The organism is Rossellomorea oryzaecorticis, assembly GCF_038405515.1.
In the GTDB taxonomy this organism is placed as follows: Bacteria; Bacillota; Bacilli; order Bacillales; family Bacillaceae_B; genus Rossellomorea; species Rossellomorea oryzaecorticis_A.
Genome location: NZ_JBBYAF010000034.1, coordinates 14,560 through 37,743, shown reverse-complemented (window position 1 = coordinate 37,743; position 23,184 = coordinate 14,560). Strand labels below are relative to the sequence as shown.

The window sequence follows — 23,184 nt, the reverse complement described above, 5'->3', positions numbered from 1 at the left end:
TTTTCTTTTTCTCTTTTTTTATGCATAATATGTCCTATGTTCCCCGGTTTTCAATATTTTGCTAGATTAAGAAAAAAGAAGCAAGGGTTGACACTCTCTGGAATACTCTATATAATCACTCCGAGAAAAGGAGGCGTTTTTCATGAAGAATAAAAACATGAAAAGCCTGTTTTCCAAGTCTTTGAGTCGAAGGAAATGGATCGCTGCAATCGCAACCATTGCAGCATCAGCAGCTGTTTTTGGAATTCTTTTTTATGAAGGATCCAAGAGCACTGTAGCATTGACCCTAGACGGCGAGCAAAAAGAGATAAGAACACACGCTAATACGATTCAGGATATATTAAAAGAATTAGAGATTTCAACCCGCTCAGAAGACTATTTGTATCCCTCGGGAACAACAAAGGTTTCAAACAACATGAAGATCGTTTGGGAACCGGCAAAACAGGTAGAAGTATCAGTTGGTGATCAGAATAAGAACATCTGGACCAATGCCGATACCGTTAAAGAGTTACTATCGGAGAACGAGATAGAAATAGGGGAACATGATAAGGTCGAGCCAGACTTATCCAAAAAGATTACAGGGGACATGAAGATTACCATTGAGACAGCCTTCCCGCTTCAGGTCGTGGATGGAGGCAAAAAACAAAAGGTATGGTCCACTTCGACTACGGTCGCTGACTTTTTAAAGCAACAGGGAATCAAACTAAATAAAACCGATCGCGTTGAACCAGGTTTAGACAAAGTAGTGAATGCAAATGATGTCGTAAATGTCGTTCGAGTTGAAAAAGTCACCGATGTAGTGGAAGAGCCAACTGAATTTACTGTTGTTTCCCGAAAAGACTCAAACCTTTCTAAAGGCAAAGAAAAAGTCGTGCAGGAAGGGAAAAAGGGTCTGGTTGAAAAGAAATATGAAATCGTTAAAGAAAATGGAAAAGAAGTTTCCAGGAAGCTAGTCAGTGAAAAAGTGGTCAAGGACAGTCAGGATAAAATTGTGAGTGTCGGAACAAAGGTTCTCGTGGCTCAGGTTTCACGTGGAAGCTCGTCTTCAGCTTCGGCCTCATCTTCAGCTTCACCTACAGCTGAGAGCGGTGGCAGGGAATTCTATGTCAGCTCGACAGCCTATACAGCTTCTTGCAACGGATGCTCAGGTTATACCGCGACTGGAATCAATCTTAAAGCTAACCCGGGGATGAAAGTCATTGCAGTCGACCCTTCTGTCATTCCATTAGGTACGAAAGTATATGTTGAAGGTTATGGGTATGCCGTGGCAGCCGATACAGGCGGGGCAATCAAAGGGAACAAAATCGATGTTTTCTTTGCTTCCAAATCAGATGCATATCGCTGGGGAAGAAAAACGATTAAAGTAAAAATATTGGACTAAGAGCAGGGGTCTTCTCCTGCTTTTTTCTTTTTGTACAATGCTCTTTTCGCATGCTTTGTTGCTTTACACACAAGAAAATACCGGAACTTGGGTATTTTCGATTGTACGTCTGTCTCTTGTTTAAGCCTGAGTTTGAAAAGAGCACGTTCACGAGCTACAATCTGACCCAGCTTATGTACGAAAGGCAGCAATCATTTAGAAAACAGTACTGTATAAACGGTTAAAGAATTTAGATATAATAAAATAATTGAACTCTACTTATTAGACGAACGTAACGAAAAATAAGTTTCAACTTTTTGGAGGTTTTATGAAAATTAAAGAAATCATTGTCGTAGAAGGAAAAGACGACACGGTGGCCATCCAGCGGGCCGTTTCAGCCGATACGATTGAAACAAACGGTTCGGCGGTTTCTGCAGTCACCATTGAAAAAATAAGACATGCCCAGGAAAAAAGAGGTGTCATCATCTTCACAGATCCAGATTTCCCGGGTGAACGCATCCGGAAGATCGTGAGTGAGGCTGTCCCTGGCTGCAAACATGCCTTTGTTCACAAAAAAGATGCCCTCCCAAAGGCCGGGAGGGGAATCGGTGTGGAGCATGCTTCCCCTGAGGTGATAAGGGAAGCCCTCCGGGAAGCTCACATGATTGAAGATGACGCAGAAGAAATTATTACAAAGGATGATTTAGTCACAGCAGGACTTATCGGGAGTCCGCAGTCCAAGGATAGAAGAATAGCACTTGGTGAGAAGCTTAGAATCGGATACACTAATGGTAAACAGCTTCATAAGCGTTTGATGATGTTCAATATCCAGAAGGATGAATTCAAGCGTGCGCTAATGGAAATTATTCAGGAGGAAACCAATGCATAAAGATATCGCCACCCCGCTGCGTACAAAAGAGATACTTGGAAAATACGGATTCTCTTTTAAAAAGAGCCTCGGTCAGAATTTCCTGATCGATCCCAATATTTTACGGAATATAACCGAGCATGCAGGCCTCACGAAGGATACTGCAGCCATTGAAATAGGACCGGGCATCGGTGCCCTCACAGAACACCTTGCACGTACGTCAGGCAAGGTGGTCGCCTTTGAAATCGATCAAAGACTGATTCCGATTCTAGGAGATACATTGTCTCCATATGACAATGTGAAAATCATCAATAAGGACGTTTTAGAAGCGGACGTAGAGTCGATCATCCAGGAAGAGTTTGAAGGATATGATGATATTATGGTTGTGGCAAACCTTCCGTATTACGTGACCACGCCCATCATTCTAAAGCTCTTGATGGAACGCCTGCCGATCAGGGGAATCTGTGTCATGCTTCAAAAGGAAGTCGGAGACCGGATCTCTGCTAAACCCGGGACAAAGGAATACGGGTCTTTATCCATCGCGATTCAGTACTACACAGAAGCTGAAATGGTCATGACGGTACCTAAAACGGTATTTATGCCGCAGCCGAATGTAGACTCGGCCGTTATCCGTTTGACGAAGAGAGAACAGCCGCCGGTGGAAGTGATCGATGAAGATTTCTTCTTTACGGTGACCCGTTCTTCCTTTGCACAGCGCAGAAAAACGATACTGAACAATCTGACCAGTCAGCTGCCACATGGAAAAGAAAAGAAAGAACTCATCCTAGAAGCGTTGTCGAAAGCGGGAGTGGAGCCGTCAAGACGCGGAGAGACTTTATCGATTCAAGAGTTCGGTGCATTGAGCGATGCGCTATATCCGCATTTTAATTAAATAACTATATTCGAAAGCTGTCTTTTGGAATCAGGAATGATTTCGGGGGACAGTTTTTTAATTGAAGACAAAGATTATGTTGAGCAATCCTGAATTTGATGGATTGCTGTCTGGACTTTCTCCGAGGAAATCCCCCTGACATTTACATACACCCAACACCCATACCCTGCATAGGTTATCAAAGGGAGTAATACTTTTAGAAAATGGAGAGCGTGAGAGGGCAATTGGGACGTGAAAAAGAATCGGTTGGCGTCAGCCCTTTCTTTGCTTTTTCCTGTCCCGCTTAATGAATGTACGTCCATGGGAGTGACAGATGTGAAAATCGAAATCAATGATGTCGTAGGCCGTCTTTCGTATAAGTGTGATATCTTGTTCAGAGTCATTGATATTCGCATGATAGACGGGGTGAGAACGGCTGTACTTTACGGGGAAGATTATCGATTAATAGCGGATGCTCCTTTTCATGATTTGAAGAAGATGGACCCTAGAGAGCAGGATCGGATCATTCAAGAGTTTCGTTCGAAGGAAGAACAGTCTTTTGATTTGTTTCGACAGGATATTGAGCTCCTTAAGCGAAAGCAAGAATATACAATGACGAATGCTTATAGAGATGAGTTTAACTATTTCCAGGTTCCCGGTAAAGTTCTTCATCTTGATGGAGATCCCAGCTATTTACGAAAGTGTCTAGATCTTTATGAGAGAATCGGAGTGCCAGTGAAGGGTGTTCATTGCAGTGAGACAGAAATGCCAAATGAAATTGGCCCCCTCATTGATAAATACAGACCCAATATTGTGGTGATAACAGGTCACGATGCCTACTCCAAAGCCAAGGGGTTAAAGTCGGATATTAACGCTTACCGGCATTCCAAATATTTTGTTCAAGCGGTAAGGGAAGTGAGAAGAAGATATCCTCATTTGGATCAGCTCGTTATTTTTGCAGGAGCCTGTCAGTCTCATTTTGAATCCCTGATTCATGCAGGTGCGAATTTTGCAAGCTCGCCTTCAAGAGTCAATATTCACGCCCTTGACCCGGTATATATTGTTGCGAAAATCAGTTACACGGCTTTTAAGGATTCCGTCAATGTATGGGATGTGATCCGCAATACGCTGACTGGAGATAAAGGGCTCGGCGGTGTGGAGACTAAAGGTGTGTTACGGACTGGAATGCCTTTTAAAATCGAAGAAGAGGAGTAGAGACTTTTCGACATAAAGATTGAAACCTTGCAATTGCGGTATGGATTGCAGGGTTTATTTTTGTCCAGGGAGTCAGGCGGGTAAACAGATCATCTATTGGATCAATCTGCCATTGGCAAGGGTTTGCCCCTAATAAAAAGAGTTTACATAATTTATCAATTACCAGGGAAAGGTAATATTGTAGAAAAAACGTATTTTTTGTTGAATAAAATATATTGACAGGTAATTAAACTTCTTGTTAAAATAATAAATTTATTTGACTTAAATTACATAATGTGTTATAATTTTATACAGTGAGGTGGAAGCGAAATGCCAAAAACATTAGCCGACATTAAAAGATCCCTTGATTCGAATCTCGGGAAACGTTTAATGCTTAAAGCAAACGGTGGACGTCGAAAAACAATTGAACGTTCAGGCGTTCTAGCCGAAACGTATCCTTCTGTATTTGTGGTACAGCTTGACCAAGAAGAGAATGCGTTTGAACGAGTTTCTTACAGCTATGCAGATGTTCTCACTGAGACAGTTCAATTAACATTTTATGATGAAGCAACAGGAAGTATCATCTTTAGCCAGCAGTAAACAAATTTGTTTGCTGCTTTTTTATTTGTCTAAAAGGTCTATTTTTCGCCTTTTCTTGAACAATCGTATGGATTTAAAAGGCAGGAGTAGCACCTTCTTAAAGGATTTATTTTGATTCAAACCGGCTCCAGCGGTTGATTGGAGTGCAAGACGAAGACTCCTGCGGGAAGAGTAGCTTATGTGAGACCCCGCAGGAACGAAGTGACGAGGAGGCTCACGGGCTACCCGCGGAAAGCGAAGTCTTGCACGGAAATCATAAGCGTATTCAAAAGTCCTTGCCTAAAAATACTTCTAAATATGGTTTTCACACCCTAGTAATGTTTTATCCTTCCCAACACATATTAAACATATGGTACATCCAAAGGGGGAAAAAACAATGAGCAGAAGAAGAGGAATCATGTCTGATCAATTAAAAGAAGAACTCGCACAAGAACTTGGGTTCTATGATGTTGTACAGAAAGACGGCTGGGGCGGTATCACCTCAAGAGAAGCCGGAAACATGGTGAAACGAGCTGTGGAACGTGCCAGCGGGCAGCTGGCATCCAGAAACAGCCGGTAGTTCTTTTCTTTTAGGAGTGGCTTGCCTTTTTTCAGTACCAGTAAAGGATCATCTCATGAGCGTTGATATGAGATGATCCTTTTTACATAAAGACGACTTTTCTATTCTCCGTTAACGTGGTAAAATATCATATTTGTATGAGTATCGTAAGATGATGGCACTTCCACAAGAAGTGTATGATACAATAAGTGAAAAGAGTATGGTAAGAAGGTGATGAAATGAGGTTATTAGTGAAGGCGCCGGCAAAAATTAACCTATCACTTGATGTTTTACATAAACGTCCCGATGGATTTCACGAGGTTGAGATGATTATGACAACCATTGATTTAGCAGATCGAATTGAACTCACGAATCTTTCAGATGACACGATCAACATCCTTTCTCACAATCGGTTTGTCCCGGATGATGGAAGAAATCTTGCCTATCAAGCTGCGCAGCTGTTGAAGGATAGACTTGATATCAAAAAGGGAGTTGCGATCTCCATCGATAAAGTGATTCCGGTTGCTGCAGGCCTTGCGGGTGGAAGCAGTGATGCTGCTGCCACATTGAAAGGGTTGAATCGCCTGTGGGATTTAGGTCTTAGTTTGGACGAGCTCGCTGAGTTGGGATCGGAAATCGGATCGGATGTTTCTTTCTGTGTCTATGGGGGTACAGCACTTGCGACAGGTAGAGGGGAAAAGATTGAACATTTACCAGCCCCTCCAAACTGTTGGGTTATCCTGGCTAAGCCGACGATAGGTGTTTCGACCGCGGATGTATATAGAAACTTAGATGTATCCAATATTCAGCATCCCAATACTGAAGCGATGATTTCCGCGCTTAACCGTAGTTCATACAGTGACATCTGTGCAAATCTCGGGAATGTGCTGGAGTCAGTGACCCTTGATATGTACCCTGAAGTTGCACAGATAAAGGACCAGATGGAACGCTTTGGAGCAGATGCGGTATTGATGAGCGGAAGCGGTCCGACCGTATATGGATTAGTGCAATATGAATCAAGACTTCATCGAATCTATAATGGGTTGAGAGGATTTTGTGATCAAGTATTTGCAGTGCGCATGCTCGGTGAATAGCACCTTGCTTAAATCCGTATATTAATGATATATTTACATTACAATATTCGGATTTAGGAGGTAGTTTTGGTGAAGTTTAAGCGTAGTGAACGATTGATCGATATGACTCATTACTTAGCAGAGCGTCCTCACCAACTTGTACCTTTGACATTTTTCTCTGAGCGTTATGGTTCTGCCAAGTCCTCCATAAGTGAAGATTTGACGATTGTAAAAGAAACCTTCGAAGGACGCGGGATAGGAATTGTTCAAACGGTACCGGGGGCGGCAGGGGGAGTCAAGTATATCCCTAAGGTAAATAGCAATGAAGCGAAAGAAGTGATTGAGGAACTTTGCCAGCACATGGAAAGCTCGGATCGCCTTCTTCCCGGGGGCTACTTATTCATGACCGATCTGCTAGGAAATCCATTACTGATGAAAAAAGTAGGGAAGCTCCTTGCCTCGGCATTCGCTGAAAAAGAAATTGACGTCATTATGACTGTTGCCACTAAAGGGATTCCGATTGCAAATGCCATCGCAGCATACTTGAATGTGCCTGTCGTCATCGTCAGAAGGGACAGCCGCGTGACGGAAGGTTCAACGGTCAGTATTAATTATGTATCCGGATCTTCCAAGAGAATTCAATCGATGGTTCTTTCCAAAAGAAGCCTGAAGGAAGGCTCGAAAGTACTGGTGGTCGACGATTTCATGAAAGCCGGAGGAACGGTTAACGGGATGAAGAACCTTCTTGAAGAATTCTCAGCGACGTTAACAGGGATCGGTGTCTTGGTGGAATCGGAAAATGCGGAAGAACGATTAGTGGATGATTATGTATCACTTTTAAAATTATCTGATGTGAATGAAAAGAATAAGCAAATTTCCTTGAAAGAAGGAAATTACTTTCAATCCAATCTGACATTCTTATCATAAAGGGAGGCAGTTACTATGCGTGTAGTTTCAACAAATCAAGCACCTGCAGCAATTGGGCCATATTCTCAAGGGATCATCGTGAATAATGTATTCTACAGTTCAGGACAGATTCCATTAACGGCAGAAGGAACAATGATTGAAGGAGATGTGGCAGCTCAGACACATCAAGTATTTCAAAATCTTCAAGCTGTCCTGGAAGAAGCAGGAGCTTCACTTGAGACGGTAGTAAAAGCCACTGTATTCATTAAGGATATGAACGATTTCGGAGCCATCAATGAGGTATACGGGGAGTATTTCCATGCACACAAGCCAGCCCGTTCTTGTGTCGAAGTTGCCCGTCTGCCAAAAGATGCAGAGGTTGAAATCGAAGTAATCGCACTCGTGAAGTAATCTTCACGGGTGTTTTTTATTTGTTTGGACCTCTCAAAGATGCCCTTATTTCAGCATTAGGCCAAAAGAAACATATGACGATTAAAGTGAAAAATAAAATTTTTCAAAAAATTTTACATTTAAAGAAGGAATATCTAATAATTTCGTTGAATATGTACAGTAGATTTCATCTAGGGAAAAAGGTGGTGAACAGAATGGAAGTAACTGACGTAAGATTACGCCGAGTGAACACCGATGGTCGCATGAGAGCGATTGCATCTATTACGCTGGATAATGAATTTGTTGTTCATGACATTCGTGTAATTGATGGGAACAATGGCTTATTCGTAGCGATGCCAAGTAAACGTACTCCTGATGGGGAATTTCGTGATATCGCTCACCCGATTAACTCCGGTACCCGCGGCAAGATACAAGATGCTGTGCTATCAGAGTATCACCGTCTAGGTGAGCTTGAAGAAGTGGAGTTAGAAGAAGCTGGCGCTTCCTAAAAGAATCTATTACAACAAGAGCCTACTTCCACAGTAGTGCTCTTTTTTTCTTTCCTTCCTATTACCCCAATAATCCCATCCCGAAACCTCTTTTTAAAATTAATTTCAATTATTTTTTTATTAGTGGAAAGGGTAAACTCTACACAGTATATTTAGTCCATTGATGACAGCTAGTAAATTACCCTTTAAATACCTATGCTATTATTACCCGTTCCAGCGGTTGATTGGAGTGGAAGTCGAAGACTCCTGCGGGAAAAGCGTGTTAGGTGAGACCCCACAGGAGCGCAGCGACGAGGAGGCTCACCAACCGCCCGCGGAAAGCGAAGTCTTCCACGGAAATCAATAGCGGCATTTACAGCAAAATCTTTATTAATATAAAACTAATTTTTTGTACGTAAAATATAAACAGCACCTATTACTTGACAAATATATGTATATTTTTCTCTATCCTTGAAATGAAAGAGCTTTTAGGATATATTCGTTATGGATAAAAAGGTTATTGGAGGACCAAAAATGACAAAAAGATATGCCGTTATATTAGCTGCCGGACAGGGAACAAGAATGAAATCAAAGCTATACAAAGTTCTTCATCCTGTATGCGGTAAGCCTATGGTGGAACATGTGGTCGACCAAATTTCAACATTAAATATAGAGAAGACCGTTACGATCATCGGACATGGCGCAGAACTCGTGAAATCTCACTTGGAAGGCAAAAGTGACTTTGCTCTTCAAGAAGAACAACTGGGCACAGCTCATGCGGTTATGCAGTCAGAAGATGTCCTGGGCAACTTAGATGGTACAACTCTGGTTGTGTGCGGGGATACTCCCCTAATCAAGGGAGAAACGATGGAGGCGCTCGTGAAGCATCATGAAGAACAAGGTGCAAAAGCGACCATTCTGACCGGGCACACAGAATCTCCTGATGGATACGGAAGAATTATCCGCAATGATTCAGGTTTGGTGGAGCGCATCGTGGAACACAAAGATGCGTCTGAAGCAGAAAGAAAAGTAAAAGAAATAAACACAGGTACGTATTGCTTTGATAATAAAGCATTATTCAATACGCTGAAAAAAGTATCAAATGACAATGTTCAGGGTGAATATTACTTACCGGATGTTATTGAAATCCTTCAAACGGAGGGCGAGATTGTCAGTGCTTATCAAACAAGCGACTTCGATGAAACACTTGGCGTAAACGATCGTGTTGCATTATCTCAAGCAGAGACGACAATGAAGAAACGCATCAATGAACAGCATATGAGAAATGGCGTGACGATCCAAGATCCTGCCAACACATATATTGATGCGGGAGTGACCATCGGCAGGGACACTGTGATTCTGCCTGGCACGGTGATCAAAGGAAACTCTTCGATCGGGGAGGATTCTTTCATCGGACCGAACACGGAAGTGATGGATTCAACAATCGGCGATCGCACGGTTGTGAAGCAATCAGTAGCCCATAATAGTGCCATCGGTTCTGATGTGCAAATCGGACCGTTCGCTCACATTCGTCCGGATTCGACGATTGCGGATGAAGTGAAGATTGGGAACTTTGTTGAGATCAAGAAAGCAGCCTTCGGTAAAGGAAGTAAAGCATCTCACCTAAGCTATATCGGTGATGCCGAGGTAGGAAGCGACGTCAATATCGGTTGTGGATCAATTACAGTCAACTATGACGGTAAGAACAAGCATCTTACACAGATTGAAGACGGAGTATTCGTTGGATGTAATTCCAATTTAGTAGCACCTGTGAAGGTTGGAAAGGGTGCCTATATCGCAGCCGGCTCAACGATTACTGAAGATGTTCCAGGAGAATCGCTATCAATTGCGAGAGCTCGCCAGGTCAATAAAGAAAATTATGTACAAAATCTTAATCATAAGAAATAAACTGGAGGTCCACCATGCCAAACTCTTATATTAATTCTAAGTTGAAAATATTCTCTCTTAATTCGAACCATGAACTGGCGAAAGAAATCGCGGATGAAGTTGGTGTTGAATTAGGTAAATCTTCTGTTAAACGATTCAGTGATGGGGAAATACAGATTAATATTGAAGAAAGTATCCGCGGCTGTGACGTTTTCGTTATTCAGTCCACTTCTCAGCCTGTTAATGAAAACCTGATGGAGCTGCTTATCATGGTTGATGCATTAAAACGCGCGTCTGCCAAAACGATTACGATCGTGATGCCGTATTATGGCTACGCACGCCAAGATCGTAAAGCAAGAGCACGTGAGCCGATCACGGCTAAGCTTGTGGCGAATCTGTTGGAGACTGCAGGAGCAACACGTGTCATCACACTGGATCTACATGCTCCTCAAATCCAAGGTTTCTTCGACATCTTGATTGATCACTTAATGGGTGTGCCAATTTTAGCTGAGTACTTCCAAGAAAAAGGCTTGAAAAATGAAGACATCGTTATTGTATCTCCAGACCATGGCGGTGTAACTAGAGCTCGTAAACTTGCAGAACGCCTAAAAGCACCGATTGCAATCATCGATAAACGCCGTCCTAAGCCTAACGTGGCAGAAGTCATGAATATCGTTGGTAATATCGATGGCAAAGTAGCAATCTTAATTGATGATATCATTGATACTGCAGGTACTATTACATTAGCGGCGAATGCCTTAGTGGAAAACGGAGCGAAAGAAGTGTTCGCTTGCTGTACACACCCTGTTCTTTCAGGGCCTGCAATCGAGCGCATCGAGAATTCCAATATTAAAGAGTTAGTGGTATTGAACACAATTGCATTGTCTGAAGAGAAAATGATCGGCAAGATCAAGCAGCTATCAGTAGCTCAGCTCATCAGCGAAGCAATCATCCGTGTATACGAACAAAAATCTGTAAGTACATTATTCGATTAAGAATTAATATCAGTGTTTGCGCTGTAAAAAGAACCCGTCCTCTCAACATGAGAAGGCGGGTTCTTTTTAGTAATCCAGGATAAAATATGGACCGTTCCAGCTGTTGATTGGAGTGCAAGACGAAGACTCCTGCGGGAGAAGTGACTAATGTGAGACCCCGCAGGCTTGCCGAGGAGGCTCACGGGTCACCCGCGGAAAGCGAAGTCTTGCACGGAAATCAACAGCGGCATATAGAAGCCGATTCCCTGACAAGTTTTAACCAAACTGAAATTCACATGTTTATTCCCCTTGCTAATAGGGTAATTACTATATATAGAACTCGACAATTATATGATTAGGGAAGGTGTTGGATTTAACATGGCAACAGAATTAAAAGCAAATACGAGAGATGATTTTAAGCGTTCAGCTTTAACTCAGCTTAGACACAGCGGAAATATCCCTGGTGTTGTGTACGGCTATAAAACAGAAAATACACCTATTGCTATCGACGCAATCACGTTCATTAAAACAATTCGTGAAGTAGGAAGAAACGGAATCATTTCTTTAGACATCAACGGCAATAAACAAAATGTCATTTTAAGTGATTACCAACAAGATCATATCAAGGACCAAATTACACACGTGGACTTCCTTGCGGTTAACATGTCTCAGGAAATTGATGCAGACGTTCGCATTGAGCTTACAGGAGAGGCTGCGGGAGTGAAAGACGGCGGAGTACTGCAGCAGCCGCTGCATGAAGTATCTGTCACAGCGAAGCCTTCAGACATCCCTGAATCAATCGAAGTGGATATTTCAGAGCTTCAAGTGGGTGACACGGTGACCATCGCGGATGTACGTGATAAATACAGTGTTACATTGAACGAAGAAGATGACCGTACGATTGCTTCTATCCTGGCTCCTAGACAAGAAGAAGAAATTTCGACTGGTGAAGAGCAGGAAGAAGGCGTTCCTCAGAACGAAGAAGGCAGGGAAACTGAAGCCAGTGAGGAAAGCGAGTCTTCTGAAGAATAAAATGAACTTTTTTAGCGTAACCTTTTGCAGGTTGCGCTTTTTACGTTTATCCTAGAAGTAACAGGTCAGAATGAGGTGGAAGTATGAAATTGATTGTCGGACTCGGAAACCCGGGCTCCCAATATGAAAAAACAAGACACAATATCGGATTTGTAATTGTGGATGCACTGGCAGAGCGGTTAGGGGTACCTTTAAATCAATCAAAATTTAAAGGGGTCTTCGGTACCTATCATTATAAAGGAGAGAAAATCGTTCTATTAAAGCCGCTTACATATATGAATTTATCAGGAGAAAGCATCGTCCCGTTAATGGATTATTTCGATATAGATGAAGAAAACCTGCTTGTCATATATGATGATCTTGACTTGCCTGTAGGGAAAATCAGACTGCGCCAGAAAGGCAGTGCAGGCGGTCATAATGGCATCAAGTCCACAATCGCCCATTTAGGCACCCAGAACTTCAACCGCATACGAGTGGGCATCGACCGTCCGACAAACGGCATGAGTGTACCTGACTATGTATTGGGTAAATTCCACAAGGAAGACCAGGCCGAATTGGACAAGGTCATCTCCGACTCTGTCGATGCATGTGAAACATGGTTTGATAAGCCGTTTCTTGAAGTCATGAATAAATTCAATTAAAACAAGTAAAAGAAAATGGCCAACTGAATAACTCCCTTCTATTACGTTCATACTAATCGTATAAATGTAAATGGAGGGATATCAATTGGCTATCCACTATCATTGCCGTCATTGCGGAACAACAGTAGGGACGATTTCCGATAAGTCAGTTCACTCAGAACAGCTGGGGATTCATAAATTGACTGAGGAAGAACGTTTGCATATGATTCAATATCAGAACAATGGAGATATCCACGTTCGGACAATCTGTGAAGATTGCCAGGAAAGCCTGGAAAGAAATCCGGATTATCACCAACTGGATTATATCATTCAGTAAGTGATTTATAGCATTCAAAAGTAACAACGCTTTGGTAGCAGAACCAAAGCATTTTTCTGTTTAATTATATAGAATATCCATTCATTGTTATGATTAGTAATGAATAAAGTTTATGAAAATAGTGAACCGACAGATATAGAAAGATCCACGGGGAGGAGCGTACTCTTGAAAGGTATATTAAATCAAATTCACCAGAGCGAAGAACTTCAATCCCTTATCACCGGAATTGAGGAACAATTATCCGAACAGCTTGTGGCGGGACTGACAGGTTCTTCGCGTACTGCTTATATAGCGGATGTTTATGTAAAGACAAAGAAATCCACCATGGTGGTTACCCATAATTTATTTCAAGCACAGAAAATATACGATGACCTGATTCAGTTTCTTTCTGAAGATGAAGTCTATCTGTACTCTGCCAATGAACTGATTGCAGCGGAAATGAGCGTAGCAAGTCCAGAGCTCCGGTCCCAGCGAATTGAAGTATTGAATAAACTCTCAAAAAATCAAAAAGGCGTGTACATCGTGCCTGTTGCAGGGTTAAGAAAGATTCTTCCCGAGAAACAGCTTTGGGCAGAAAATCAGATCACCTTTACGTATGGAGAAGAAATTGATCTTGATGATGTGTTGAATCAGTTGGTTCAAATGGGATATCAGCGTGCGGGAATGGTCAGTACTCCAGGGGAATTCAGTCTGCGCGGTGGAATTATCGATATTTATCCGTTAACCCTTCCAAATCCTGTACGAATTGAGTTATTTGATACGGAAATCGATTCTATCCGCACATTTTCGGTGGATGATCAGCGATCCATTGATAAGCTGAAGACCATTGAAGTAGGTCCTGCTTCAGAGGTGCTGATGAATTATGAGGGTATGGGGAGCTTGATTCAAAAGATTGAATCGGGCATGTCCAAGAGCCTAAAAAAAATCAAGACGGACAGCGTGAAAGAAAAGCTCACGGAGTACATAGGACACGAGATCGAGCAGCTCGGGAATGGACAGATACCTGAGCAAATCTTTAAGTATCTCTCACTTGCCTACGATACACCTAGTAGTTTGCTAGACTATTTACCGGACGATAGTGTGATTTTCTTTGATGAATACAGCAGGATCCTCGAGATGAGTGATTCCCTGGAGAGGGAAGAAGCTGAATGGTATACATCCCTCCTGCAGGATGGACAAATCATTCATGAACTTTCAGTTTCTCATAAATTTCAATCCTTAACAGCAAATACGAAGCTGCCTAAGGTCTATTTCTCGTTGTTTCTGCGACATATCCCGAATACAAGCCCGCAGAACATTTTCAATGTCTCGGCTAAACCAATGCAGAATTTTCATGGGCAGATGAATGTTCTGAAGGCAGAACTGGATCGCTGGAAAAAAGGAAAATACACCGTCGTTCTGCTTGGCCCGGATGAAGATCGCGTCAAGAAACTTCAGCGTGTACTCGATGACTATAAAATCGAAATTGTGTTTGTGGAAGACCCTTCAAAGTTACTAAAAGGCAAGGTTCAAATGATCAATGGAAGCTTGACGAATGGATTCGAACTGCCGATGCAGAAGCTTGCTGTCATAACCGAAGAAGAACTGTTCAATAAAAAAACAAAAAAGAAACCGAGAAGGCAAAAACTCTCAAATGCTGAAAGAATCAAAAGCTACTCGGAGCTGAAGGTCGGAGATTACGTGGTTCATGTTAACCACGGGATCGGTAAGTATTTAGGATTGGAAACGCTCGAAATCAACGGCGTTCATAAGGATTATCTGCACGTCAAATATCAAGGCAGCGATAAACTGTATGTTCCGGTAGAACAAATCGAGCTTGTCCAGAAATATGTAGGATCTGAAAGTAAAGAACCAAAGCTTTATAAATTAGGAGGAAGTGAATGGAAAAAGGTCAAATCCAAGGTTCAATCCTCCGTACAGGATATTGCCGACGATCTTATCAAGCTTTATGCAGAACGTGAAGCTGCAAGAGGATACGCCTTTTCCCCTGATGGTGATATGCAGCGTGATTTCGAAACAGCCTTTCCTTATGAAGAGACGGATGATCAATTGAGATCCATCCATGAAATCAAGCATGACATGGAAAAGGAACGCCCGATGGACCGCTTGTTGTGCGGTGATGTGGGATACGGGAAAACAGAAGTGGCCATCCGTGCTGCCTTTAAAGCGATTGCGGATGGAAAGCAGGTTGCATTCCTTGTACCAACGACCATATTGGCTCAGCAGCATTACGAAACCATTAAAGAACGTTTTCAGGACTTTCCGATTGAAATCGGTCTATTAAGCCGCTTCCGAACAAGAAAGCAGCAGCAGGAAACAATCAAAGGGCTGAAAACGGGAACGGTGGATATCGTTGTCGGTACGCATCGTCTGTTATCTAAGGACATCGTATACCGCGATATCGGACTGTTGATCATCGATGAAGAACAGCGCTTCGGTGTAACCCATAAAGAAAAGATCAAACAGCTTAAAACAAATATCGACGTATTAACCTTAACGGCAACTCCGATTCCCCGTACCCTTCATATGTCGATGCTCGGGGTGAGGGATTTGTCTGTCATCGAAACACCGCCAGAGAACCGATTCCCCGTACAGACGTATGTCATGGAGTACAATGGCCCGTTGATTAAAGAGGCGATTGAACGGGAAATGGCGCGTAACGGACAGGTTTATTTTCTTTATAACCGAGTAGAAGATATTGAACGTAAAGCAGATGAAATCTCGATGCTCGTCCCTGATGCAAGAATTGCTTACGCTCATGGGCAAATGAGTGAAGGTGAGCTGGAGGCGGTGATTTTAAGCTTTCTGGCGGGAGAATATGATGTACTCGTCACGACGACCATCATCGAAACAGGTGTTGATATTCCAAATGTAAACACACTCATCGTGTTTGACGCCGACAGGATGGGCTTATCGCAGCTGTATCAGCTGAGAGGGCGGGTAGGACGCTCGAACAGGGTGGCCTATGCGTACTTTACGTACCGGAAAGATAAAGTGCTGACGGAAGTAGCTGAAAAACGTCTGCAGTCGATCAAGGAATTCACAGAGCTTGGATCCGGATTTAAAATTGCCATGCGTGACTTGTCCATCCGGGGTGCAGGGAACCTGCTCGGTGCACAGCAGCATGGATTCATCGACTCCGTCGGATTTGACCTTTATTCCCAAATGCTGAAAGAAGCGATCGAGGAGAGGAAGGGAGATCTTCCTAAAGAGCCTGCCTCCACGTTTGAAGTCGATATTGAAGTGGATGCCTATATCCCGGATGATTACATCAAGGACGGACATCAGAAGATCGAGATGTACAAACGATTCCGCTCGCTGTCTTCCCTTCCTCAAATAGAAGAACTGCAGGAAGAAATGCTTGACCGATTCGGAGAATATCCTAAGGAAGTGGATTATCTGTTCCTTATTTCCGAAATGAAGATATTTGCCAAAAATACGGATTTAGAAACAATCAAACAAGAAAAGAAAACCGTCAATATCTATATGTCCCCTGAAGGAACCGGCCGCATCGACGGATCCAAAGTATTCGATCTTTGCAGCAAACACGGACGTGCCGTTGGCCTTGGAATGGAAGGATCCAAATTAAAAATCTCCATCAACACAGCACGCCTGGACACATCAAAATGGTTCCACATGGCATATGACATCATCAAAAACCTGGATACAGCACTAAAAGAAGAAAATACAGTTTCATGATGAACTATTAGTTCTTGAATAAAGAATCAAGTTGACTATTTGATAACTTTAACTTTTGATTCTTGGATCGTTTTGAAAATACATGCCATATATAACTATTATTCAGCTTTTGATTGGAGTGCAAGACGAAGACTCCTGCGGGAAAAGCGCGTTAGGTGAGACTTGTCCAGCTCCGGCGGCTAGAGGCTCGAGGTCATAAGTCAAGAAAGCCAAAAGGCAAAAAACGCCTTCCGGCTTTCTTGACTTATGCTTGTCGCCTCTGGGCAAGCCGCCTCCGCTTTTCTGCCCGCAGGAGCGCAGCGACGAGGAGGCTCACCAACCGCCCGCGGAAAGCGAAGTCTTGCACGGAAATCAAAAGCGGTGATTAACACCGGGGTTAAATCATCAATTTAGGCCTTTACTTTCGATACAATCAGATGATTTTTCGACATTTAATTTCAATATTCGTTATCACATTGTAACTGAACTGTAAACGCGTTTACTGGTTTATTTTACTATGATAGGGGTATTAGTATTAATGCAGCTGCCAACTTTGGAAAAAGTAACCTGCACTAGCATTTTAGTGAAATTACAGAAAAAATAACTGAATGTGTATAGAACTTCTAAGATGTAAGATACTAAACTCAACAATGGCAAAGTATTCAAAACAAATGAATGCCTTGCTAAATAAAAATCATCTGATGAAAGTGAGGCAACTATAGATGAAAGCAACTGGAATTGTTCGTCGTATTGATGATTTAGGACGCGTTGTTATTCCGAAAGAAATTCGCAGAACGTTAAGGATTCGCGAGGGAGATCCACTTGAGATCTTCGTTGATCGTGACGGGGAAGTCATCTTAAAGAAATACTCTCCTATCAGTGAACTTGGTGATTTTGCAAAGGAATATGCCGAAGCATTATACGACAGTTTAGGAAGTGCGGTCCTGATTAGCGACCGTGATGCAGTAATCGCTATTGCTGGAGCTTCAAAGAAAGAATATCTGAACAAAAACGTTAGTGAAACAATTGAAAAAGTTATGGATGATCGTTCATCATTTTTACACACTCAGCAGGGACAAGCAGAACTTGTTGAGGGTCATGATGAAGAATTGAATTCCTATACGATCGCTCCGATAGTAGCAAATGGAGATCCAATTGGTGCCGTTGCTATTTTCTCAAAGGATCGTACCGTTGGAGAAGTGGAACAAAAGGCAGTGGAAACGGCAGCTGGCTTCTTAGCAAGACAAATGGAATCATAATGTAAAGAGAGTGGCAGCCGCCACTCTTCTTTTTTTGAAGGAGAAGGACAATCATGCCATTCAGCTCTTCTTTGTCCGCCTCTGGGCAAAGCCCTTCCGCTCTTCTGGATATATGATAAAATGACAATAGATTATACATAGGCTTGGTCGTTGGAAGTTTTAGATAGAAAGGCAGGAAATTCGGTGAGGAAGCAGTATTCCTCCAAACAATTTCTTAAGGGAGCCATGGTGTTGACGATGGCTGCGCTGGTGACGAAAATACTAAGCGCAGTCTACCGGATTCCTTTTCAGAATATCGTTGGAGATATCGGTTTTTATATATATCAGCAGGTATACCCTTTCTACGGAATCGCGATTGCGCTGTCCACATACGGGTTTCCGGTTATTATTTCAAAGCTTGTTGCTGAGAAGCTTGAAGAGGACGATGAAGAAGGGGCAAAGGATGTAGCCCTGACCTCCTTCCTTTTTTTGTGCATCGTCGGCTTGGTTTGGTTTATGCTCATTTATTTCGGCGCAGACATGATTGCAGGGTGGATGGGAGATCAGAAGCTCATGCCCCTGATCCAGGTCATTTCCCTGTCATTTTTGCTTCTGCCCCCCCTTTCTGCATTGAGGGGATATTATCAAGGAAAAGAAAACATGCTCCCGACCGCTGTTTCACAGGTGGCAGAACAAAGTATCAGGGTTGTGACGATTCTGTTATTTTCCACCGTATTGGTTGCCCAGGGCTACTCTCTGTACACGGTTGGAAACGGTGCGCTATTCGGGTCCATTACTGGAGGAATAGCAGGAATCATCGTGCTGATATTCTTTATGGTGCTGAAAAAAGAGAAAGCTTTGACATCAGGAATCTTTACTCTTTCAAAGGATTACCTCTCCATTTGGAAACGATTGTTGAAAGACGGGACGGCTATATGCGTCAGTGCCATGCTGCTGATTCTTCTTCAATTCATCGATTCACTAAATCTGTACGCGTTATTAACCTCATCGGGAATGGAAGAAAATCTGGCAAAGAAGTGGAAAGGAATCTATGACCGCGGTCAGCCTTTTGTACAACTGGGGAATGTAGTCGCCACTTCCATTTCTCTGACCATCGTTCCTCTGGTGACCAGTGCGTATATGAGTAAAAAAGAGTCCCTTGTGAGAGAATACAGTCAATTATCGTTGAAGATCAGTATCATCATAGGGTTTGCGGCGTCGCTTGGCTTGATCAATCTGATTGTCCCGACGAACACGATGCTGTTTGAGAACGCATCCGGTTCAAGTGTGATTGCCGTTTTTTGCATCTCGATTTTTTTCAGCTGCCTGATTTTGACGTTTGCAGGGATCTTCCAGGGAATCGGGAGCATTTATTATCCGGCGGGCTGTATCATTGCAGGAGTTGTCCTTAAGTATGCAGGGAATGCAATCCTGGTTCCTGCCGTTGGGACGATGGGGGCGTCTCTTGCAACCATTTCATCCTTGGCGGTGATCACGCTTCTGATGGTTCTGCGGTTGAAAAAGATTTTCCCGATCAGACTGATCGATCCCTCATTTTATAAAACACTGTTCGTAAGCGGATCTGCGATGACTCTTGTGCTTCAAGGGTTGATGCTTCTGTATGGGATGGTTTTGACTGCCGGGATGCCTGAACGTGAGATGGCAGTCCTCTTCTCTTTGGGAGGAGTCCTCATTGGCGGTGCCGTGTTTATTGTTGTTTTATTAAGAGGTCGAGTGCTGAGTCAGGAAGAGCTAAGCTTTCTGCCCTTTGGGAGCAAGTGGGTGAGGCTTATGGAGAAAATACAGCCAATTTTAAAAAGCAGATAGGAGAATCATATGAATACCATTACGATTGTCGGTTTGGGAGCTGGGGATTTAGAACAGTTGCCATTAGGCGTCTACCGTCATATTAAAAATAGTGAAATGTTATTTTTACGCACAAAAGAACATCCTGTGGTAAAAGATTTAGCAGAAGAAGGGGTTGTCTTTGATTCCTTCGATGAAATATATGAAAAGCATGACCGATTTGAACAGGTGTATGAAGAAATTACAGAGGTGCTTGTGTCGCATGCTGAGAAAATGCCGCTGGTCTATGCCGTACCAGGGCACCCGCTCGTTGCTGAAAAGGCTGTCCAGCTTCTACTGGAGCTTCACCGGCAAGGGAAGATTGACGTGAAAATCGGCGGCGGCCAAAGTTTCATCGATGCACTGTTTGCATCTGTCGGGGCAGACCCGATCGATGGGTTTCAATTATTGGATGGGACGAGCCTGAGACTTCAAGATATCCATATGAACCAGCAGCTGATCATCGGTCAGGTGTATGACGCCTTTATCGCGTCTGAAGTGAAGCTTACGCTGATGGAGCTTTATCCATATGATTACGAAGTGATACTGGTAACCGCTGCAGGAAGCAAGGACGAGAAAGTGGAGCGTATTCCACTCGTTGAACTTGACCGTGCAGCAGACCTCAGTAATTTAACGAGTCTTTATGTTCCTGCTGTGAAAGGGATGGAAGCTTCCTTTAAGCAATATGGGACGCTCCGGGAAATCATCTCCACCCTGCGGGGACCGAACGGGTGTCCGTGGGATAGGGAACAGACACACCAATCTTTGAAAAAGTATCTGATTGAAGAAACCTATGAATTACTGGAAGCCATTGATGAAGATGATATTGACCACATCGTTGAAGAACTGGGAGACGTTCTCCTTCAAGTCATGCTTCACGCACAGATTGGTGAAGATGAAGGAATGTTCACGATGGAGGAAGTAATTGAAAGCATCGCTTCTAAAATGGTCCGCCGCCATCCTCATGTGTTCGGCACGGTAGAAGTGGAAAATGCGAAGCAGGTAACAGCGAACTGGGAAGAGATTAAACAGCGGGAAAAAGGCGGAGCGGAAAAATCTGTGTCTATGCTAAAAGATACTGCCAAGGGAATGCCGGCTCTCATAAAGGCATACGAATATCAAAAAAAGGCTGCCAAGGTCGGCTTCGACTGGCCGGATGTCAAAGGCGCCTGGGCTAAAGTCCGGGAAGAATTGAAGGAATTCGAGAGAGAAGTGGAGAATAATAGTGAAACCGCAATAAAGAAAGAGTTTGGGGATATCTTATTCGCTCTTATCAATGTTGCACGCTTCTACAAAGTGTTTCCCGAGGAAGCGCTGGCGATGACGAACACGAAGTTTTACCGCCGTTTTTCCTATGTAGAGGAAAAAGTACGAAGCTCGGGAAAGACCTTTGACGATTTTACTCTGGAGGAACTGGATGCCTTCTGGAATGAAGCGAAAAAGAAAAATATCGAGTAGGGGAGTTTTATGAATGGTATCGATGAGATTAGATAAATATTTAAAAGTATCAAGGTTGATCAAAAGAAGAACGCTTGCGAAAGAAATCGCCGACCAGGGCCGCATACTTGTAAATGGCACGCAAGCCAAAGCGAGCTCCAATGTAAAAGTCGGCGACGAGCTAAGTGTAAGGTTTGGACAAAAAGTGATGAGGGTAAAGGTAGAAAGACTTCTGGATACAACGAAAAAAGAAGAAGCATCGAGCCTCTATTCCGTTATTTCTGAAGAAAGAATCAAAGAGGAATCGGAGTAAGCCGGTCTTATTTTTGTTCTAAATCCGCCCTGTCTACATACATATAGTACAAAGCTTGTACTATGTGAATGTGAGGGATAAATATGAACCAATATTATGACGGAAACAAAGACAAGACTTCTTACCAGGAACATGATGTCATCATGAGAGGCAGGAAGCTGCTTGATATTACAGGCGTCAAACAGGTGGAAAGCTTCGATAACGAAGAATTCCTCCTTGAAACGGTCATGGGGATCCTGTCAGTAAGAGGGCAGAATCTGCAAATGAAAAATCTTGATGTCGATAAAGGGATTGTCTCGATAAAAGGAAAGGTGTTTGATCTGATTTACTTGGATGAACACAATACGGAGAAGGCTAAAGGGCTCTTTAGCAAGCTGTTTCGATGACTCTGACAACCCAGTTTTACACCATGCTTTCAATGATCGGGATGGGAGCATTGTTTGGTGCGTCATTAGACACCTACAATCGGTTTTTAAACCGGTCTCAGAGGAAACGGTGGCTGGTTTTCATAAACGACCTATTATTCTGGGTCTTTCAAGCGCTGTCGATTTTTTATACCTTGTTTTCCGTAAACTTCGGGGAGCTTCGTTTTTATATCTTCATTGCGCTGCTCTGCGGATTTGCCGGATACCAGGCGCTGCTCAAACAAAGATATCTTCATTTGCTGGAAAAACTGATCCTTTTTTTCATTTCACTTTACAATTTCTTTGTTTCAATGGTGAAGAAGTTACTGTATTCGCCGATAAAATGGTTAGTGGTTTTACTGATTACGCTCGTTCTTTCTATTGCGAGGGGGCTCTTAAAAGCCGTGACCTTCCTGTTGAAAGTGGTTTATTCCATCATTACATGGACGATAAAACTCGTATTAAGTCCGGTTTGGTGGATTGTTAAAGGTATTTGGAATTTATTGCCGAATCATCTTACAAAAAGAGTCGAGAAGTTATATAATAAAATGGCAGGAATTTATACGGTTTATATCAAAAAAATATATAGAGTCATAGATAAGGTGAAAAAGCGCTTTAAGAAATAGAGCGCCTTTTCCCTTATTGAGGTCTCTAGTACAAAAGGAGGTTTGGGAATGAGGAAAAACGTAACGTCCATGGAAAATGAATATGTTCGTCATCAGGAGCATATACATAAATCTTCATCTAAGAGAAAAAAGCGTTTAGTTCGAAGATTATCCTTATTTTTTGTATTAGTGCTGGCAATTAGTGGATTTTTGATCTCGACTCTCATTTCCAGAGCCCAAATGTTAGAAGAAAAACGCGCGGAAAAAGCACATCTCGAAAATAAATTAGAACAACTGAAAGATCACCAAAGTGCCTTGGAAGAAGAGATTGTCAAGCTTAATGATGACGAATACATCGCTAAGCTGGCACGCCGTGATTACTTCTTATCCGATGAAGGCGAAATTATTTTTAATATCCCTGAACCGGAGAAAAAGAAGAAAGAAGAAGAGGTGTCTTATTGACACTCTTTTTTTTAATTGGCTATAATATATAATATGGTTTATCTTTTATCATTTTAAGGAGGAG

Annotated in this window: 23 protein-coding genes; all 23 read left to right on the top strand. The window is 42.7% G+C overall.

What is annotated here, in order from left to right; genetic code table 11:
• Positions 1-142: 142 nt before the first annotated feature.
• Positions 143-1,381, top strand: a complete 1,239-nt coding sequence (locus AAEO50_RS15815; protein WP_341985262.1) for a ubiquitin-like domain-containing protein — start codon at positions 143-145, stop codon at positions 1,379-1,381.
• A gap of 307 nt (positions 1,382-1,688) precedes the next feature.
• Positions 1,689-2,249 carry a ribonuclease M5 gene (rnmV, locus tag AAEO50_RS15810; RefSeq protein WP_341985261.1) on the top strand — a complete coding sequence of 187 codons (561 nt, stop codon included), beginning with the start codon at positions 1,689-1,691 and terminating at the stop codon, positions 2,247-2,249.
• Positions 2,242-3,120 carry a 16S rRNA (adenine(1518)-N(6)/adenine(1519)-N(6))-dimethyltransferase RsmA gene (rsmA, locus tag AAEO50_RS15805; RefSeq protein WP_341985260.1) on the top strand — a complete coding sequence of 293 codons (879 nt, stop codon included), beginning with the start codon at positions 2,242-2,244 and terminating at the stop codon, positions 3,118-3,120. The genes rnmV and rsmA overlap by 8 nt, the downstream gene beginning before the upstream one ends.
• 315 nt (positions 3,121-3,435) lie before the next feature.
• A complete protein-coding gene (gene yabG / locus AAEO50_RS15800) occupies positions 3,436-4,314 on the top strand; it encodes a sporulation peptidase YabG (RefSeq protein WP_425383209.1) in 879 nt (292 codons plus the stop codon).
• A 309-nt stretch (positions 4,315-4,623) separates the two neighbouring features.
• Positions 4,624-4,893 carry a biofilm formation stimulator Veg gene (gene veg, locus AAEO50_RS15795; protein WP_064091133.1) on the top strand — a complete coding sequence of 90 codons (270 nt, stop codon included), beginning with the start codon at positions 4,624-4,626 and terminating at the stop codon, positions 4,891-4,893.
• A 376-nt stretch (positions 4,894-5,269) separates the two neighbouring features.
• A complete protein-coding gene (locus AAEO50_RS15790; protein ID WP_341985259.1) occupies positions 5,270-5,452 on the top strand; it encodes a small, acid-soluble spore protein, alpha/beta type in 183 nt (60 codons plus the stop codon).
• A gap of 218 nt (positions 5,453-5,670) precedes the next feature.
• Positions 5,671-6,525: a 4-(cytidine 5'-diphospho)-2-C-methyl-D-erythritol kinase gene (ispE, locus tag AAEO50_RS15785; RefSeq protein WP_341985258.1), complete on the top strand. Its 855-nt coding sequence runs from the start codon at positions 5,671-5,673 to the stop codon at positions 6,523-6,525.
• 69 nt (positions 6,526-6,594) lie between these two features.
• On the top strand, positions 6,595-7,431 hold the full coding sequence (gene purR, locus AAEO50_RS15780; RefSeq protein WP_341985257.1) for a pur operon repressor: 837 nt from the start codon (positions 6,595-6,597) through the stop codon (positions 7,429-7,431).
• Positions 7,432-7,446: 15 nt separating this feature from the next.
• Positions 7,447-7,821, top strand: a complete 375-nt coding sequence (locus AAEO50_RS15775; protein ID WP_341985256.1) for a RidA family protein — start codon at positions 7,447-7,449, stop codon at positions 7,819-7,821.
• A 194-nt stretch (positions 7,822-8,015) separates the two neighbouring features.
• Positions 8,016-8,309, top strand: coding sequence for a septation regulator SpoVG (spoVG, locus tag AAEO50_RS15770; RefSeq protein ID WP_172255667.1), 294 nt, complete (start codon positions 8,016-8,018; stop codon positions 8,307-8,309).
• A gap of 513 nt (positions 8,310-8,822) precedes the next feature.
• Entirely contained in the window at positions 8,823-10,196 is a 1,374-nt protein-coding gene (gene glmU, locus AAEO50_RS15765; RefSeq protein WP_341985255.1) for a bifunctional UDP-N-acetylglucosamine diphosphorylase/glucosamine-1-phosphate N-acetyltransferase GlmU, read from the top strand.
• A gap of 14 nt (positions 10,197-10,210) precedes the next feature.
• On the top strand, positions 10,211-11,170 hold the full coding sequence (locus AAEO50_RS15760; protein ID WP_341985254.1) for a ribose-phosphate diphosphokinase: 960 nt from the start codon (positions 10,211-10,213) through the stop codon (positions 11,168-11,170).
• Positions 11,171-11,527: 357 nt separating this feature from the next.
• Positions 11,528-12,181: a 50S ribosomal protein L25/general stress protein Ctc gene (locus tag AAEO50_RS15755; protein WP_341985253.1), complete on the top strand. Its 654-nt coding sequence runs from the start codon at positions 11,528-11,530 to the stop codon at positions 12,179-12,181.
• An 83-nt stretch (positions 12,182-12,264) separates the two neighbouring features.
• Positions 12,265-12,822: an aminoacyl-tRNA hydrolase gene (gene pth / locus AAEO50_RS15750; protein WP_341985252.1), complete on the top strand. Its 558-nt coding sequence runs from the start codon at positions 12,265-12,267 to the stop codon at positions 12,820-12,822.
• An 85-nt stretch (positions 12,823-12,907) separates the two neighbouring features.
• Positions 12,908-13,138 carry an anti-sigma-F factor Fin family protein gene (locus AAEO50_RS15745; RefSeq protein ID WP_341985251.1) on the top strand — a complete coding sequence of 77 codons (231 nt, stop codon included), beginning with the start codon at positions 12,908-12,910 and terminating at the stop codon, positions 13,136-13,138.
• 165 nt (positions 13,139-13,303) lie between these two features.
• Positions 13,304-16,837, top strand: a complete 3,534-nt coding sequence (mfd, locus tag AAEO50_RS15740; RefSeq protein ID WP_341985250.1) for a transcription-repair coupling factor — start codon at positions 13,304-13,306, stop codon at positions 16,835-16,837.
• Positions 16,838-17,538: 701 nt separating this feature from the next.
• Positions 17,539-18,075, top strand: coding sequence for a stage V sporulation protein T (gene spoVT / locus AAEO50_RS15735; protein WP_341985249.1), 537 nt, complete (start codon positions 17,539-17,541; stop codon positions 18,073-18,075).
• 183 nt (positions 18,076-18,258) lie between these two features.
• A complete protein-coding gene (locus AAEO50_RS15730) occupies positions 18,259-19,881 on the top strand; it encodes a polysaccharide biosynthesis protein (protein ID WP_341985248.1) in 1,623 nt (540 codons plus the stop codon).
• A 9-nt stretch (positions 19,882-19,890) separates the two neighbouring features.
• Positions 19,891-21,357: a nucleoside triphosphate pyrophosphohydrolase gene (gene mazG, locus AAEO50_RS15725; RefSeq protein WP_341985247.1), complete on the top strand. Its 1,467-nt coding sequence runs from the start codon at positions 19,891-19,893 to the stop codon at positions 21,355-21,357.
• Between the two features lie 22 nt (positions 21,358-21,379).
• On the top strand, positions 21,380-21,649 hold the full coding sequence (locus tag AAEO50_RS15720) for an RNA-binding S4 domain-containing protein (RefSeq protein WP_341985274.1): 270 nt from the start codon (positions 21,380-21,382) through the stop codon (positions 21,647-21,649).
• Positions 21,650-21,732: 83 nt separating this feature from the next.
• Positions 21,733-22,035 carry a sporulation protein YabP gene (yabP, locus tag AAEO50_RS15715; RefSeq protein WP_175989764.1) on the top strand — a complete coding sequence of 101 codons (303 nt, stop codon included), beginning with the start codon at positions 21,733-21,735 and terminating at the stop codon, positions 22,033-22,035.
• Positions 22,032-22,679 carry a spore cortex biosynthesis protein YabQ gene (gene yabQ, locus AAEO50_RS15710; RefSeq protein ID WP_341985246.1) on the top strand — a complete coding sequence of 216 codons (648 nt, stop codon included), beginning with the start codon at positions 22,032-22,034 and terminating at the stop codon, positions 22,677-22,679. The genes yabP and yabQ overlap by 4 nt, the downstream gene beginning before the upstream one ends.
• A 48-nt stretch (positions 22,680-22,727) precedes the next feature.
• A complete protein-coding gene (locus tag AAEO50_RS15705; protein ID WP_341985245.1) occupies positions 22,728-23,120 on the top strand; it encodes an FtsB family cell division protein in 393 nt (130 codons plus the stop codon).
• Positions 23,121-23,184 lie beyond the last annotated feature (64 nt).

Excerpts from the sequence above, each read along its gene's own strand:
- veg (WP_064091133.1), top strand. The coding sequence starts at position 4,624 with ATGCCAAAAACATTAGCCGACATTAAAAGATCCCTTGATTCGAATCTC.
- AAEO50_RS15760 (WP_341985254.1), top strand. The coding sequence starts at position 10,211 with ATGCCAAACTCTTATATTAATTCTAAGTTGAAAATATTCTCTCTTAAT.
- mazG (WP_341985247.1), top strand. The coding sequence starts at position 19,891 with ATGAATACCATTACGATTGTCGGTTTGGGAGCTGGGGATTTAGAACAG.
- spoVG (WP_172255667.1), top strand. The coding sequence starts at position 8,016 with ATGGAAGTAACTGACGTAAGATTACGCCGAGTGAACACCGATGGTCGC.
- yabQ (WP_341985246.1), top strand. The coding sequence starts at position 22,032 with ATGACTCTGACAACCCAGTTTTACACCATGCTTTCAATGATCGGGATG.
- AAEO50_RS15720 (WP_341985274.1), top strand. The coding sequence starts at position 21,380 with ATGAGATTAGATAAATATTTAAAAGTATCAAGGTTGATCAAAAGAAGA.
- glmU (WP_341985255.1), top strand. The coding sequence starts at position 8,823 with ATGACAAAAAGATATGCCGTTATATTAGCTGCCGGACAGGGAACAAGA.
- AAEO50_RS15815 (WP_341985262.1), top strand. The coding sequence starts at position 143 with ATGAAGAATAAAAACATGAAAAGCCTGTTTTCCAAGTCTTTGAGTCGA.
- AAEO50_RS15775 (WP_341985256.1), top strand. The coding sequence starts at position 7,447 with ATGCGTGTAGTTTCAACAAATCAAGCACCTGCAGCAATTGGGCCATAT.
- pth (WP_341985252.1), top strand. The coding sequence starts at position 12,265 with ATGAAATTGATTGTCGGACTCGGAAACCCGGGCTCCCAATATGAAAAA.
- ispE (WP_341985258.1), top strand. The coding sequence starts at position 5,671 with ATGAGGTTATTAGTGAAGGCGCCGGCAAAAATTAACCTATCACTTGAT.
- yabP (WP_175989764.1), top strand. The coding sequence starts at position 21,733 with ATGAACCAATATTATGACGGAAACAAAGACAAGACTTCTTACCAGGAA.
- rnmV (WP_341985261.1), top strand. The coding sequence starts at position 1,689 with ATGAAAATTAAAGAAATCATTGTCGTAGAAGGAAAAGACGACACGGTG.
- AAEO50_RS15790 (WP_341985259.1), top strand. The coding sequence starts at position 5,270 with ATGAGCAGAAGAAGAGGAATCATGTCTGATCAATTAAAAGAAGAACTC.
- spoVT (WP_341985249.1), top strand. The coding sequence starts at position 17,539 with ATGAAAGCAACTGGAATTGTTCGTCGTATTGATGATTTAGGACGCGTT.
- AAEO50_RS15755 (WP_341985253.1), top strand. The coding sequence starts at position 11,528 with ATGGCAACAGAATTAAAAGCAAATACGAGAGATGATTTTAAGCGTTCA.
- rsmA (WP_341985260.1), top strand. The coding sequence starts at position 2,242 with ATGCATAAAGATATCGCCACCCCGCTGCGTACAAAAGAGATACTTGGA.
- AAEO50_RS15705 (WP_341985245.1), top strand. The coding sequence starts at position 22,728 with ATGAGGAAAAACGTAACGTCCATGGAAAATGAATATGTTCGTCATCAG.